General features: G+C 66.2%; 12 protein-coding genes. 5 read left to right on the top strand and 7 right to left on the bottom strand.

Annotation, left to right across the window (positions count from 1 at the left end; all coding sequences use genetic code 11):
* Positions 1–18: 18 nt before the first annotated feature.
* On the top strand, positions 19–1164 hold the full coding sequence (locus ACFFDA_RS02000) for a fumarylacetoacetate hydrolase family protein (RefSeq protein WP_404477922.1): 1146 nt from the start codon (positions 19–21) through the stop codon (positions 1162–1164).
* Between the two features lie 25 nt (positions 1165–1189).
* The gene (locus tag ACFFDA_RS01995; RefSeq protein ID WP_404477921.1) at positions 1190–1987 is read left to right on the top strand and encodes an SDR family NAD(P)-dependent oxidoreductase; all 798 of its coding nucleotides are present in this window, start codon (positions 1190–1192) and stop codon (positions 1985–1987) included.
* Between the two features lie 183 nt (positions 1988–2170).
* On the opposite strand, the gene ACFFDA_RS01990 is transcribed toward ACFFDA_RS01995, so the two are convergent.
* Positions 2171–3181, bottom strand: coding sequence for an alpha/beta hydrolase (locus ACFFDA_RS01990; RefSeq protein ID WP_404477920.1), 1011 nt, complete (start codon positions 3179–3181; stop codon positions 2171–2173).
* A gap of 102 nt (positions 3182–3283) precedes the next feature.
* Positions 3284–6196 (bottom strand): TonB-dependent receptor, encoded by a 2913-nt coding sequence (locus ACFFDA_RS01985; protein WP_404477919.1) that lies wholly within the window; start codon positions 6194–6196, stop codon positions 3284–3286.
* 246 nt (positions 6197–6442) lie between these two features.
* On the opposite strand from ACFFDA_RS01985, the gene ACFFDA_RS01980 reads away from it, so the two are divergent.
* On the top strand, positions 6443–6625 hold the full coding sequence (locus tag ACFFDA_RS01980; RefSeq protein ID WP_404477918.1) for a hypothetical protein: 183 nt from the start codon (positions 6443–6445) through the stop codon (positions 6623–6625).
* Positions 6622–7017, top strand: a complete 396-nt coding sequence (locus ACFFDA_RS01975) for a cupin domain-containing protein (RefSeq protein WP_404477917.1) — start codon at positions 6622–6624, stop codon at positions 7015–7017. The genes ACFFDA_RS01980 and ACFFDA_RS01975 overlap by 4 nt, the downstream gene beginning before the upstream one ends.
* 19 nt (positions 7018–7036) lie before the next feature.
* Here ACFFDA_RS01975 and ACFFDA_RS01970 read toward each other — a convergent pair whose 3' ends face one another.
* The 5 genes from ACFFDA_RS01970 to ACFFDA_RS01950 form a co-directional block, all read right to left on the bottom strand.
* Positions 7037–8596: a carboxylesterase/lipase family protein gene (locus ACFFDA_RS01970; RefSeq protein WP_404477916.1), complete on the bottom strand. Its 1560-nt coding sequence runs from the start codon at positions 8594–8596 to the stop codon at positions 7037–7039.
* Between the two features lie 60 nt (positions 8597–8656).
* Positions 8657–9679, bottom strand: coding sequence for a sugar kinase (locus ACFFDA_RS01965; RefSeq protein ID WP_404477915.1), 1023 nt, complete (start codon positions 9677–9679; stop codon positions 8657–8659).
* A gap of 7 nt (positions 9680–9686) precedes the next feature.
* The gene (gene kduD, locus ACFFDA_RS01960; protein ID WP_404477914.1) at positions 9687–10445 is read right to left on the bottom strand and encodes a 2-dehydro-3-deoxy-D-gluconate 5-dehydrogenase KduD; all 759 of its coding nucleotides are present in this window, start codon (positions 10443–10445) and stop codon (positions 9687–9689) included.
* Between the two features lie 131 nt (positions 10446–10576).
* Entirely contained in the window at positions 10577–11413 is an 837-nt protein-coding gene (kduI, locus tag ACFFDA_RS01955; RefSeq protein WP_404477913.1) for a 5-dehydro-4-deoxy-D-glucuronate isomerase, read from the bottom strand.
* Between the two features lie 66 nt (positions 11414–11479).
* The gene (locus tag ACFFDA_RS01950; RefSeq protein WP_404477912.1) at positions 11480–12496 is read right to left on the bottom strand and encodes a LacI family DNA-binding transcriptional regulator; all 1017 of its coding nucleotides are present in this window, start codon (positions 12494–12496) and stop codon (positions 11480–11482) included.
* 299 nt (positions 12497–12795) lie between these two features.
* Here ACFFDA_RS01950 and ACFFDA_RS01945 point away from each other — a divergent pair, with 299 nt between their 5' ends.
* The gene (locus tag ACFFDA_RS01945) at positions 12796–13605 is read left to right on the top strand and encodes a 2-keto-4-pentenoate hydratase (RefSeq protein WP_404477911.1); all 810 of its coding nucleotides are present in this window, start codon (positions 12796–12798) and stop codon (positions 13603–13605) included.
* The last annotated feature ends 5 nt before the right edge of the window (positions 13606–13610 follow it).

Genomic DNA, 13610 nt, shown 5'->3' with positions numbered 1-13610 from the left:
CGCAAGGATATCGCCGAGATGACGTCGACCTTCTCCATGCTCCCCGCCGACTGGCACGAGGGCACCTTCCTCGGTCGTCTCGATTTCGGCGCAGGGCCGACGCCCGTGCTGCTCGGCGGCGGCCTCGTCCATGATATGAGCCACGTTGCCCCCACCGTCTCCGATCTCGTCGAACAGGGCGCTTTCGACCCCGCGCTCGGCGTGGCATTGGGCAGCGTCGAAACCGTGCTTGCCGCGGCCGCGCTGCTGAGCCCGATCGACCTGCAATGCGTCAAGGCCGCCGGCGTCACCTTCGCCGTATCGGCGCTGGAGCGCGTGATCGAGGAGCGTGCTCGCGGCGATGCCGACAAGGCGCAAGACATTCGCGGCGGGCTGGAAGCGCGCATCGGCGGCTCGATCCGCTCAATCGTGCCGGGCTCGCCCGAAGCGGCGGCGCTCAAGGCGACGCTGATCGAGGACGCTATGTGGTCGCAATACCTGGAGGTCGCGATCGGGCCGGACGCGGAAGTGTTCACCAAGTCCCCGGTACTGGCCACCGTTGGTTCCGGCGCGGCGGTCGGCGTCCGCTCGGATTCGGGCTGGAACAACCCCGAGCCGGAAATCGTCATCCTCGCCGATGCGCAAGGAAACGCCGTGGGCGCGACCTTGGGCAACGACGTCAACTTGCGCGACTTCGAGGGGCGTTCTGCGCTGCTGCTCGGCAAGGCCAAGGACAACAACGCCAGCTGCGCGATCGGACCTTTCGTGCGCCTGTTCGACGCGGGTTTCACGATAGCAGACGTCGAAGCGGCACGCGTACTTCTGCGGATCGAGGGCCCGGAAGGCTTCCTGCTGGAAGGGGAGAGCCGCATGTCGGAAATCAGCCGGTCCCCGCTCGACCTGCTGGGCCAGGCCTTCAGCGAGCATCAGTACCCGGATGGCATCGTGCTATTCCTGGGCACCCTGTTCGCGCCGACCCAGGACCGCGACACGCCGGGCCGGGGTTTCACGCACAAGGTCGGCGACGTGGTGACGATCTCCAGCGAACGTCTCGGCACGCTGGTCAACACCGTCGTGACGTCACGCGATGCGCCGGCATGGGAGACGGGCATCGCCGCGCTCTATCGTAACCTCGCCGCACGCGGGCTCCTCGGCGCGAACCGCGTCGAGCTGGTCGTCGGCTGACCTTTTTTTCGATCACAGGACGACCATGCCGACAACCCTCGCCTCCCATGCCGCAAGGATCGCCAACACCACCAGCTACCCTTCGCTCGCCGGCAAGGGGGTGTTCGTCTCGGGGGGCGGATCGGGGATCGGAGCGGCGCTGGTGGAGGCCTTCGCGCGGCAGGGCGCGAAAGTCCTATTCGTCGATATCGCTGCGGAACCTTCCGAAGCGCTGGTCGCGCGGCTGGATGGGGACGTGGCGTTTACCCCGCTTTTCGCGCGCGGCGACTTGAAGGACCTTGGGTTCGTCAAAGCGCAGGTCGAGGCGGCCCAGATGCTGTTGGGCGGCCTCGACGTCCTCGTAAACAATGCCGCCAACGACGATCGCCACGCCATCGCCGAGGTGACCCCGGAATACTGGGACGAACGCATGGCAGTGAATTTGCGCCACTTGTTCTTCGCCGCGCAGGCCGCCGTGCCCTTCATGGAAGCCGCCGGGGGCGGGGTCATCCTGAACTTCGGGTCGATCAGTTGGCATCTCGCGCTCGACCGGCTGGCGCTTTACCAGACAGCCAAGGCAGGGATCGAGGGCATGACCCGCGCCATGGCCCGCGAACTGGGCGGCAAGGGCATCCGCGTTTGCGCCATCGTTCCGGGCAACGTCCAGACGCTGCGGCAGGAAAAGTGGTACACCCCCGAAGGCGAGCGGGACATCCTCGATGCGCAGTGCCTCAAGCACCGTATCCAGCCTGCCGACGTGGCGGCATTGGCGCTGTTCCTGGCTTCCGACGATGCACGGATGTGCACCGGGCACGAGTACTTCGTCGATGCCGGCTGGCGCTGACCGGCGCCGATCGGGACGAAATTAGAAAGATAAAGCAAGATACTGCCAGAGAAGATGGATCGAATGGGCGAAGCGCAGGGCGGCAAGGTGAACCTGGCGTTCGTCGCCATGATCGTGGCCGTGGCGACGAACGACGGAGATGGGGGGCTGAAGCGGGTTCCAGGGGACTGAGGTTTGCGCCCGTCAGCCGAATCCGATGGTCTGCACCCAGGCCCGCCACAGGTCGGGCCATGCCTCCACCGGCTTGCCGATGGCGCGGCGCAAGCCGAAGCCGTGGCCGCCGTTGGCGAACAGGTGCGTCTCCACCGGTATGCCGCGTGCCTTGAGCGCGGCGCGCAGGCGCACCGTGTTCTCGACCGGCACGACATCGTCGTCCTCGGCGTGGACGAGGAAGTGCGGCGGAGCGCCCGCGGGCACGGTGCGGTCGGGTGAGTGCGCTGCTTCGAGCGCCGCCGAGGGCGATGGGCCCAGAAGCAGGGTGCGCGAGCCGGCATGGGCGATTCCCGGGTCCATGCTGACGACGGGATAGATTGGTGCTGCGCAGAACGGCTTGGCCGAAAGCTTGTCGGCTGCATCCATCGCGGAATAGACCGGGGCCGCGAAACGCCCGCCCAGGTCTGCGCACAAGTGGCCGCCCGCCGAAAAGCCCATCGCTGCCACCCGCTCGGGATCGATGGCGAAGTCACGCGCGCGGTGGCGGATGAGGCGCATGGCGCGTTGCGCGTCCGCCAGTGCTGTTTCCGGGCCGCTCGACCAGCCTTCGCCGGGAAGGCGATAGAACAGGACGAATGCGGTGAAGCCACGGGCAGTCAGCCAGCGGGCGATCTCGTAGCCTTCCTTGTCGATGACGATCCGCTGGTAGCCGCCGCCCGGAGTAACCATCACCGCCGCGCCGTTGGGCCGGTCGGGACGGAACACGACCATGCGCGGGCGGGTCACGCCATGGACCGCGCGGTCGGTGACGAGTGTATCGGTCGAGCGTTCGCTGACCGTCTCGACGAGCGTGGCCTCGAGTCTGGCCGGTGGTCCTTTGGGCCACAGGTCGATCGTCTCGCTCGGCTGGGGCAGGCCGGGAGGTTGCGCCCGGTCGGTGGTGGGCGGGGGCGTCTGCGCCGCCGCGCTGTCGATGGCCGCAGGGGCCAGGGCAGCCGCCGCGAAGGAGCCGGCGATCAGGGTCCTGCGATCGAAGTCCAAGGCATGTTCTCCGCGCTTCGTACGAAATTCAGGGGCAGCGAAATCCCGAAAAGATACGCGACCCGCCGCCTTGACGACAGGTCGCGCATAGGGTGAGGGATATCAGATCTTCGCCCGCGCGCCGAAGAGGATGGTGCGGCCGAAGTGGTTGTTCTCGTAATTGCGAGTCGCGTAGACGTCGTTGAAGCGGTAGCGGTACTCGTCGGTCAGGTTATTGCCGTCGATCGACAGTTCAAGCCACTCGGTCGCCTTGTAGCGGATCGCCGCATCGACGCTGGTGTACGAGCCATATCCTTCGAAGATATTCCCCGTTGCGCTGGTCGCATCGACGAACGGTCCGCGATAGCTCACCGATCCACGGATGCTGAACTTGCCATCGTCGTAGTACACGGTGGCGTTCCAGGCCTTCTTCGACACGCCCAGCAGGGTGTTGGAGTAGACCGCGGTGACGCCGGTGAGGGTGCAGGCGCCCGTCGTGCCGCTGCGTGTGCAGGCCGAGACGGCCGGACCGGTGATGGTGTAGTCGGCGCTGCTCTTGATGAAAGTCGCATTCCCCTGGAAGCCGGTTTTGCTCAGGAAACCCGGCAGGAAGCTGAAGGGCAGTTGCAAGGCCACTTCGACGCCCTTGAGCGTCGCGCCCTCGCCATTCACCTGCGCCGACACCACGTACTCCTGGTTGGGATCGTAGTTGATATAAGCAGGTGTGCTGGTGCCCAGCACGTCCCGGCCGAGGCCCAGCTGCGGCAATGTGGCGGTGTACTGGCCCGCAACCGGGAAGCTCTCGATCTTCTTGATGAAGCCTGCCACCGAAAGCAAAGCCTGCGGGGCGAAATACCACTCGATCGAGGCGTCGAAGTTGGTCGCGCGGTAGGGATCGAGGAACGGGTTGCCGAAAGTCACCCGGTAGTTGAAGCCGTCTACCGAACCGCCGGGGTTGAGGTTGCCCAGCGACGGACGGGTGATGACCTTGGCTACGGCACCGCGCAGGATCACGTCGTGACGCGGATAGAACGCCAGGTTCATCGACGGGAGCCAGTCGTCGTAGCTGCGCTCGACGGTCGCCGCGACGCCAGCGGTGTAGCCGGTCGACTGCTGGTTGGTGTGGGCATAGCGCATGCCGGCATTGCCCGCGTATTCGAGGCCGAAGATCTCGCCCTTCACATCGAACTGCAGGTAGCCGCCCGAAGTGGTCTCCTGCACCCGCCGGTTGTTGCCCAAATCCTCCTTGGCGGTGCGACCGTAAAGGTTGGTATAGGCGGCCGCCTTGGCGATGTCGGCGACCAGCCACTCGTTGGTCGTTCCGCTCGGCTGCCCGGCGTCGCCCAGCTTGATTAGGTCGGAAATGTCGGACGTCACCGGCAGGCCATAGACACTGGCCGAGCAGGTCACGGTGCCCAGGATCAAGTCCTGCGTACCGTTGGCGCCGCAGGCCGCAGTGTCACGCATGAACAGCTGGGTGCGGAAATTGTAGCGCCGCCACACCGCGCCGGCCTTGACGGTGAAGCCGTCCGCCATGTCCCACTCGGTGCGCAGTTGCGCGGTCTTGAAGCGGTTCTTGACGTAGGACGGGCGGTCGCGGATTTCGGCGAGCTGGAAGCTGGCCGGGCTGGTCACGTCGATGTCGTAGTTGAGCAAGGGCGACTTCATGTCCGAATAGTCGTAGCTGAAGCCGTTCGCGGTCTTGTTGTCGTAGGCGATCGTCGTTTCGACTGGGATGTCGGCATTCGACTGCGACATGCCGCCGAGCACGGTGAAGCGGAACTTGTCGCCGACTTCCTGGTCCCACGTGGCGCCGACCTGGTAGAATTCGGTCTTCGACTTGCGCAGGTAGCTTTCGGTTCGCACGTAGGCGTTGTTGAACGTGGCGCTGACCATGTTGCCATCATCGTCGTAAACAGGGTCGACTACATCGAAGCGGCGCTCGTTCGACCTGGCAAGGACTTCGAGCCACTGCTCGGCGCGGGTCTCCTTGAAGGAAGAATAGAGTCCGTCGATCGAGAACTTGGTCCTGTCGCTGGGTTCGAACTGGATCGAGCCGGTGAGGCCGAGGCGCTTGCGATCGTGCTCCACCACGCCGTAGCGGGGGATGCGCGGGTGGAAAGCGAGGCTGGCCGCGTCGCACGCCTCGGAAGGGCGATAGCCACCGCCCGAATTGACCGGGGCGCCGCCGCTCGGACCGACGTTCGAATAGAAGCAGGGGTTGCCGTCGACCGAGTTGAAGTAGGCCTGCGACCAGCGCACCGAGTTGTTGCCGTTCTCGATCGTGTCGGTATGTGAATAGGCCGCCGAAAGGTTGACGCCGAAGGTGCCGGAATCATTGCGCCATGACAGCAGCCCGGCCATGCGGGGGCCGACATTCTTCGACAGGTCATTGTACGAACCCTGCACGTTGAGCACGGCGGTCAAGCCCGCCTTGCCCGATAGCGGGTTGCCGGTATTGAGATCCACCACCGCGCCCAGCGAGCCCTCGTCGAGGCTGGCTTCGGCGGTCTTGTGGACGACGAGGCTGCTGAACAGTTCCGAGGCGAAGACGTTGAAATCGAACGAACGGTCGCGGTTGGCCGAGGCGCCGTCGGAGCTGGTGGCAATCGTCTCCAACCCGTTTACGCGGACGCGGGTGAACTGGGCGCTAAGGCCGCGAACGGTGATTGCGCGGCCTTCCCCGCCATCCTTCTGGATCGAGATGCCCGGAATGCGCTGCAACGATTCGGCGAGGTTCTGGTCGGGGAACTTGGCCATGTCCTCGGCGACGACCGCGTCCACCGCCGAGATCGATTCGCGCTTCACGTTGAGGGCGGCCTGGAGCGACTGGCGAAAGCCGGTAACGATGATTTCCTGCGCTACGTCGTCATCGACGGAGGTGCCGGGATTGCCCGCCGGACTGGTCGTGGCACCGGCATCGCCAGTTTCCTGCGCCATCCCTGCCTGCGCCATCCCTGCCTGCGGCAGGGCAAGCGCGCTGCCGGCGAACAACGCGGTTTTGAATAGCGAAATTCCGAATAGACCCTGTCGCATCACAAACATCCCCTCAAGACCCTCTCGGGCCGAATGATACCGGTGTCAGGAGGAAGCGTGGAGAAACGCTTGCGCTCTGTTCCGGCACCTCTGCTCCCGCCCCTTTTTGGAGCATCGAAGGCGATCTCCAAATCGCCCCTCCGGTTCCAACGTTCCTCCTTGCAGGCATTGGTAACCGGTGTCATTAATTAGTGACGCAGGAAGACGACCGTGTCAAGAACCTGTGGGAACGGGAGGAAAATAGCGATGACCGGCGAAGGTTTGAAAACTATTCCATATATTTATCATAAGCTTATGTTTGCGATCCGGTTCTGCTCCCACGCGGTGGTTGGTTGCGGCGATGCGGCCCTTGTCACCTCGTTCGCGGGTCTGGCGAGGCGGGTAATGTCGCCAGATCGCGACGGGACCATGGAAGGATTCGGGAAGTGATCGCTGCACTGTCCCTGCTTTGCGCGACGGCACTGTCGATGGCGGTCATCGACGAACGCGATACCGTCCGCGAGGAGGCTCCGCCGCACGGGGCGATCGGCATGAGCACCGCCTACCGCATCTCCGACATGGCCCCTGCGCCACGCGCGATGGAATTCCGGCGGCGGGTCCTTCACAAGGGAGCGGCCATCGGCGAACATCCGATCGATCACGACGAGGTCTACTATGTAATGGCCGGAGAAGGGGAAGTCGTCTCGGACGGCAAGCGTGCGAGGCTCGGGCCAGGCATGACGGCCTACCTCTATCGCGGCGCGGTGGTCGGCATCTGGCAGAAGGGTGCGGAGCCGCTGTCGCTGGTGATCGCCTACCCCAACCCGCCGAAGGACGATTGAGAGTGGTCGGGGAAGCGCCTCAGCTTCCGGGCTGGACGTAAGGCGCGAGTGCCCACAATTCGCGCTGCCAGCGGCGTGGATCGTTTTCCATGCGTGCGGTGTCGTCGAATACCATCGTCGCGCGACCGGGCAGGCCATAGGCAGACCACTCGGCAAGGCCCGGCCGTCCCGTCTTGGCAAGGCCGGTGAAGGCTCGCACCATCGCTGCGCCGAGCTTGCGGGCGCCGTCGTCGACGCCCGAGAAGCTGCCCGGCGCGGCGAATGTCCCGAAGACATAGGGGATGTCGTCGGTGTGGGCCGCGCCCCGCAAAGGGTCTAGTGGCGAGCGGCGGTCGAGGCGGTAGACCCAGGTTGCCCGTGCCCCGGCAGCAGCCCGCGCGTCCGCTTCGATGACCTGCCCTGGCCACGAGCGTCCGGCGGTGGTCGCCGCGTAGTACACCTGCTCGGGCGTCCAGCCCGGTTCGTGGCGGCGGTACTGGTCGACGACCCAGACCGGATCGAGGTCGACCTTGATCTCGGGGAGGATGCGCGCCGCCAGGTTATCCCAGGCCAAACCCTGCAGCTTCGGCCCGCGCGGATCGAGGAAGGCCCGGGTTTCTTCGCAGGTGTTGCCCAGGATCATGGGAATGTGCAGCGACTGCGGCGCGGCGTCGGGCCAGAACGGATGGCGCGGCAGGTTGGTCATGTCGAGAACAGGACCGAAGTAGACGCTACCGCCCATCACCGGATCGGTTGCGGACAGGCCTTCCATTAGGCGCTCGACAGGCATCGTGCGCAAGGTCTCGACGTCGCCCGGCGCCAGTTTCAGCGTTTCCATCAGTACCTGCGTGCGAGCCCAGGCGTGGGCAGGCCCACTGGCCTGCACCTGCTGGCCGCTCATCGTGGCGGCCGAGTGGAACAGGCCTTTGACGGCCGGCATCGCCATCAGCGTCGCGATCTTGGCTCCGCCACCGGATTGGCCGAACACCATGACCCGGGCCGGATCGCCGCCAAATTCAGCGATGTGATCGCGGACCCATTGCAGGGCCAGGACCAGGTCCAGCTGGCCCAGGTTGCCGCTGTCGGCATATCGCGGACCGAAGGGCTTGAGCCAGGCATAGCCAAGCGCGTTGAGCCGGTGGTTGACGGTGACGACCACTACGTCGCCATCGGCTGCCAGCTTCGCACCGTGGGTGAGGGGGTCGGTGACGGACCCCGTGGTGTAGGCGCCGCCGTGGAAATAGATCATCACTGCCCGGCGGGCGCGGGGGTGGGCTTCCGGTGTCCAGACGTTGAGGAACAGGCAGTCTTCCGCCTGCGGCTCGTCCGCCATCGCGCGTTGCGGGCAGATGGGTGCGAACGTCGCGGCGGAGAGGGCAGGGCCGTCCCATGGCTCGGCGACGGCGCGGGTGAAGCGTGCGGCGCGACCGTAGCGGATGCCCTTGAACGCCTGGACGCCGCTTTCCGACACGCCGGTGTACCGCCCGACGCGCGGTGGCTTCATGGTGCGGGCGAGCAGCGGGGCCGGCGCCGTGAACGTGGCCAGTCCCGCCGCGGACTTCACGAGGGTGCGCCTTGTGATCGCGGTGTGGCTATTCATTCTGATGTCCTCCCCTTCGGCCATTCAGAATCGCGGCCGGGTCGTGGATGACGCCTCGCCCTAGCGCCTGACGTCACCACCGCTTGCGGAGAAGGCGTCGAGTTCGTCGCGCGTGACCAGGCCCATGTCGCCGGGCTGGGTGTGCTTGAGGACGGTGTAGGCAAGGCCGGCCTCGGCCATGGCGGCGATGTCGGCGCCTTCCAGCCACTTGTGGAGCACTCCGGCGGCGAAGGCGTCGCCGGTGCCGATGCGGTCGACGATGCCGGTGACGTCGACTTCGGCGGTCTGGTGGGCGTCCTCGCGCGCGTCGATGCGGGCGGCGATGCGGTGGTGGCCGGCGTTGACGACGTGGCGCGCGGTCGAGGCGATCAGTTGCAGGTTCGGGAAGGCGTCGAAGGCGGCGAGCGCGGCTTCGCGGCGGCGGTCGGAGCGGTCGCCCGAGAACGGCTTGCCGAGCAGCAGCGAGATGTCGCGGTGGTTGCCGATCATCACCGTCGCCGCTTGCATCAATTCGGTAAGCACGCCGCGCGGGTCGCTGTCCCAGGCGTCCCACAGCAGGGCGCGGTAATTGCCGTCGAAACAGATGGGCACGCCGGCGCTGGTGGCGGCGGTGACGGCGGCTTGCGCAAGCGCGACGCCCCCACGCCCCAGCGCCGGCGTGATGCCCGACAGGTGGAACAGTCGGGCTCCCTCGAGCGCGGAGGCGAAGTCGAAATCGCCCCCGGAGGAAAGGGCGAAGACACTGCCCGCGCGATCGTAGACGATCGACGAGGGCCGCAGCCCCGCTCCGCTCTCGAGGAAATAGAGACCCATGCGGCCGCCACGGTCCTTCGACGCGCGGCCGACGTGGGCGGTATCGACGCCCGCCGCGCCGAGCGCGGCGCGGGCCTTGTCGCCGAGCGGGCCGGACGGCAGGCGGGTGACCATCTTCACCCGGTGGCCCAGCGAGGCGAGGCCCGCCGCGACGTTCGCCTCCGCGCCGCCCACGACCATGTCGAGCGCGTCGCACTGCACCGTCAGGCGATGGCCGGGGGTGGCGAAGCGCAGCAGCACTTCGCCAAAGCAGGTGACGTGTCCGCTCATCGCCGCATCACCGCGCGAGCCAGCCGCCGTCGACGGCGAGGACCTGCCCGGTGACGTAGTCCGAAGCCGGCGAGGCGAGGAACACGGCGGCGCCGGCGATGTCCTCCGGGTTGCCCCAGCGGCCGGTCGGGATGCGTTCGAGGATCTGGCGGTTGCGCGTCTCGTCGGCGACGAGCGCGGCGGTGTTGTTGGTGGTGATGTAGCCCGGCGCGATGGCGTTGACCTGCACGCCCTTGGGCGCGAGTTCGTTGGCCATGGCCTTGGTCACGCCGGCGACGCCCGACTTGGCGGCCGCATAGCTGGGCACGCGGATGCCGCCCTGGAAGGTCAGCAGCGAGGCGATGTTGACGATCTTGCCGCCGCTGCCGCGCTCGACCATGCCGCGCGCCGCCGCCTGGCTGAGGAAGAACAGCGTCTTGAGGTTGGTGTCGATCACCGCGTCCCAGTCGGCTTCGGAAAACTGCAGCAGATCGTCGCGGCGGATGATGCCGGCGTTGTTGACGAGGATGTCGATCTTGCCCAGGCCTGCGATGGCCTCGTCGATGACGCGGCCGACGGGTTCGATGCTCGCCAGGTCGGCCTTGATGTTGACCGCCTTGCGCCCGGTCGCGGCGATCAGGGCGAGAGTCTCGGTGGGCTGCGAGCGACCCGCCACGGCGACGTCGGCGCCGGCTTGCGCCAACGCGACGGCGATGGCCTGGCCGATGCCGGTGTTGGCGCCGGTGACGAGCGCGGCCTTGCCCGCGAGGTCGAAGGAAATTGCCATGAATCCAATCTCGTCATTGCGAGCGCAGCGCGGCAGTCCGGGCGGTCGCGCGCTGGGCTCTGGATTGCTTCGTCGCTGCGCTCCTCGCAACGACGAAGGGGGCGGGGAGGAAGCGGGAGGGGTGGACCGCGCTACTGGAGCTGGCAGATGTCCAGCACGTTCATGTCGGTGTAGTCGAGGTTCTCGCCGCCCATGGCCCAGATGAACGCGTACTTCTTGGTGCCCGAGCCCATGTGGATCGACCACGGCGGGCTGATGACGGCCTCCTCGTTGGCGATGACGATGTGGCGCATCTGGTCGGGCTCGCCCATGTAGTGGAAGATGCGGTCGTTCTCTTCGGGCAGCTCGAAGTAGAGGTAGATCTCGGAGCGGCGGTCGTGGAGGTGGGGGGGCATGGTGTTCCACACCGAGCCTTCCTCGAGCACGGTGAGGCCCAGCAGCAGCTGCGCGCTCTCGCACACGCCGGGGATGACGAGCTGGTAGATCGTGCGCTGGTTCGAGTTGGCGAGGTCGCCGCGCGCCAGCGGATTGGCCTGGTCGAGGGTGATGTGCCTGATCGGCAGCGCCTTGTGCGCCGGGACCGAGGCGATGTAGAACCGCGCGCCCTGGCCTTCGAAGATCACCTCCTGGCTGCCCATCGGCACGTAGAGGCATTCCTTGTTGCCCATCTCGAAGCGCTGGCCGTCGACGGTGATCGCGCCGGGTCCGCCGATGTTGGTGATGCCGGCCTCGCGCCGCTCGAAGAACGACTTGCCCTCGGCGCTCTTGGGCACCGTCTGCAACGGCAGCGCCAGCGGCTCCGCGCCCGGCACCGCGCCGCCGATGATGAAGCGCTCGTTGTGCGAGTAGTTGAGGTTGACCTCGCCCTCCCTGAACATCCCCGTCACCAGGTAGCGATCGCGCAGTTCCTCGTTCGAAACGCAATCCATCATGTCCGGATGCGTGGCGTGGTAGGTCTTGCAGTACACGTCGAACTCTCCCGTTTAAGCTCTCGGGAGCATTCGTATCCGGTCATGGTAACCGGTGTCAACGTCCTAGGGCATGTATTCGATGGCCGAGGCGCGGCGGATCAGGTCCGACAGGAAGAACGAGGGCTCGGACGCTGCCGTCTCGGGCCGGGTTAGCTTGAGGGCGGCAGTGCGGGCCATGGCCCGGATCGGCCAGCGCACTGTGGTGAGCGGGGGCCAGATGTGGGCGGCGATGGCGGTATCGTCGAAGCCGATGATCGACAGGTCCTCGGGCACGCTCATGCCGCGTTCGCGGGCGGCGTGAAGCACGCCGGCAGCCATTTCGTCGTTGCTGGAGAAGATCGCGGATGGTGGGGAATCGACCGAAAGGAGTTGTCGTCCGGCGGCGTGACCCGATTCGAACCGGTAGTTGCCTCGTGCCGAAAGTTCCGGGTCGGCGACGAGGCCGGCCTGGGCCATGCCCTGGAGGAAGCCCAGTTCACGCTCCCGAGCAGAGCGGAAGCCTTCCGGTCCGGCGACGAAGCCGATGCGGCGGTGTCCCAGTTCCGCGAGCCAGGCGACCGCCTCGCTCACCGCCTGCTGGTCGTTGGAAGCGACGAGATGCGCGTCGTCGTCCAGCCGCGCCGAGCCCATCCGCACCACCGTGCAGCCAAGCTCGCGACACAGGCGTGCGAGTTCGTCGTTTTCGGACAGGGGCGGCAGCAGCATGACGCCGTAGAGGCGCTGCTGCTCGATGAAGCGCGGGATATCCTCGAGGAGAGTGGGGGAATGACGGTCTACCGGGCGCACCACCAGTGCGAACTCGGTATTGCGGATGGTGTCGAGAATCCCCTCCTGCACGCCGAGTACCATCTGCGCGTTGGGATTGTCGTGGATCAGGCCGATCAGGAAGTTGCGCCGCAGCGCCAGGGCGCGCGCCTGCGGATTGGGGACGTACTCGAGGTCGGCGATGACCGATTCGACCTTTTCCCGCGTCGCCTGGTTCAGCAACGGCGACTTGTTGATGACCCGGCTCACCGTCTTCTTCGACACTCCGGAGAGCCGAGCGACGTCGTTGATGGTAGGTTTCTGCCCTTTTGCCATGCGGCATCCTTCTGACCTTTGGTCGTACCTGATTTTTCCGGCTTGCCTTCGAGGAAGGCAAAAGGCAATATGACACCGGTTACCATCGTGTGGGGCATGCGCTTGCCGGATCAGGTCCATAGAGCGGGTCCTGCATCCTGGAAAGTGGCGGGCCGCATGGTGGCGAGTGAGCTTCGTGCGCAGTAATCGGCGCGGCGGGCATTCTCGGCAAATGCGCGGCGGACTGTTGCGCCCTGGTTTGACACCGGTGTCTAGTTTCAGATCGGGGTTCTTCAGGGGGTTTGTTAGTGGGGATTGGTTTGACTGATACGGTAAAAGCAGTGGCCGAGGCATTCGTGGCGGCGCGGCGCGAGAAGCGTGCGTTGACGTCCTATCCCGGAGAGGCACCGACCGATCTGAGCGGCGCCTACGCGATCCAGGACCTGGCCATCGGCATTGATGGTCGCGCGATCCTCGGCTGGAAGGTCGGCAAGATCAACCCGCCCGATGAAGAGCGCCTTGCCAGCAACCGACTGGCGGGCCCGATCTTCGCGGGAAGCGTGGTAACCCTTGGCGAGAGTGACGACGAGAGCGGGGCGCCGCAGATGCCGGTCTTCGCGGATGGGTTCGCGGCGGCGGAGGCGGAATTCCTGCTCCACGTCGCGGCCGGATGGAACGGTATCGTCCCGCAGGACGACGACGCCACGCGCGCCGTCCTCGACGCTGTGCACCTGGGCATCGAAGTGGCCAGTTCGCCCTATCCGGGCATAAACGCGGATGGTCCGCCAGTGACGGTTTCGGACTATGGCAACAATTTTGGCATGGTCGTGGGCCCGGCCCTCGATGGATGGGAGACCATCGATTTCGACGGCGTGACCGTGCGTCTGGAGATCGATGGAAACCTCGCCGGAGAAAACACCACTGCCGCCATGCTCGACGGGCCGCTGGGTGCGGTGCGCTTCCTGCTCGGCAACCTCGCCGCGCGGGGAATCGACTGCAGCGAGGGCACCTGGGTATCGACCGGCGCGGTCACCGGGGTCCACCCGGTCGTGCCGGGGCAGCAGGTCCTTGCCACTTTCGAAGGACATGGGACCGTCGCTTGCGGCATCGTGGCGGCAATACCGGACTGACGAGG

This window comes from Novosphingobium sp. BL-52-GroH (assembly GCF_044813085.1).
In the GTDB taxonomy this organism is placed as follows: Bacteria; Pseudomonadota; Alphaproteobacteria; order Sphingomonadales; family Sphingomonadaceae; genus Novosphingobium.
Note: the sequence above shows the minus strand (reverse complement) of the source record. Positions and strands in the feature narration are given on the sequence as shown.

What these genes read in the sequence shown, in the direction of transcription:
- ACFFDA_RS02000 (WP_404477922.1), top strand. Translation starts at nt 19, where the DNA reads ATGACGTCGACCTTCTCCATGCTCCCCGCCGACTGGCACGAGGGCACC.
- ACFFDA_RS01995 (WP_404477921.1), top strand. Translation starts at nt 1,190, where the DNA reads ATGCCGACAACCCTCGCCTCCCATGCCGCAAGGATCGCCAACACCACC.
- ACFFDA_RS01985 (WP_404477919.1), bottom strand. Translation starts at nt 6,196, where the DNA reads ATGCGACAGGGTCTATTCGGAATTTCGCTATTCAAAACCGCGTTGTTC.
- ACFFDA_RS01980 (WP_404477918.1), top strand. Translation starts at nt 6,443, where the DNA reads ATGACCGGCGAAGGTTTGAAAACTATTCCATATATTTATCATAAGCTT.
- ACFFDA_RS01970 (WP_404477916.1), bottom strand. Translation starts at nt 8,596, where the DNA reads ATGAATAGCCACACCGCGATCACAAGGCGCACCCTCGTGAAGTCCGCG.
- ACFFDA_RS01965 (WP_404477915.1), bottom strand. Translation starts at nt 9,679, where the DNA reads ATGAGCGGACACGTCACCTGCTTTGGCGAAGTGCTGCTGCGCTTCGCC.
- kduD (WP_404477914.1), bottom strand. Translation starts at nt 10,445, where the DNA reads ATGGCAATTTCCTTCGACCTCGCGGGCAAGGCCGCGCTCGTCACCGGC.
- ACFFDA_RS01950 (WP_404477912.1), bottom strand. Translation starts at nt 12,496, where the DNA reads ATGGCAAAAGGGCAGAAACCTACCATCAACGACGTCGCTCGGCTCTCC.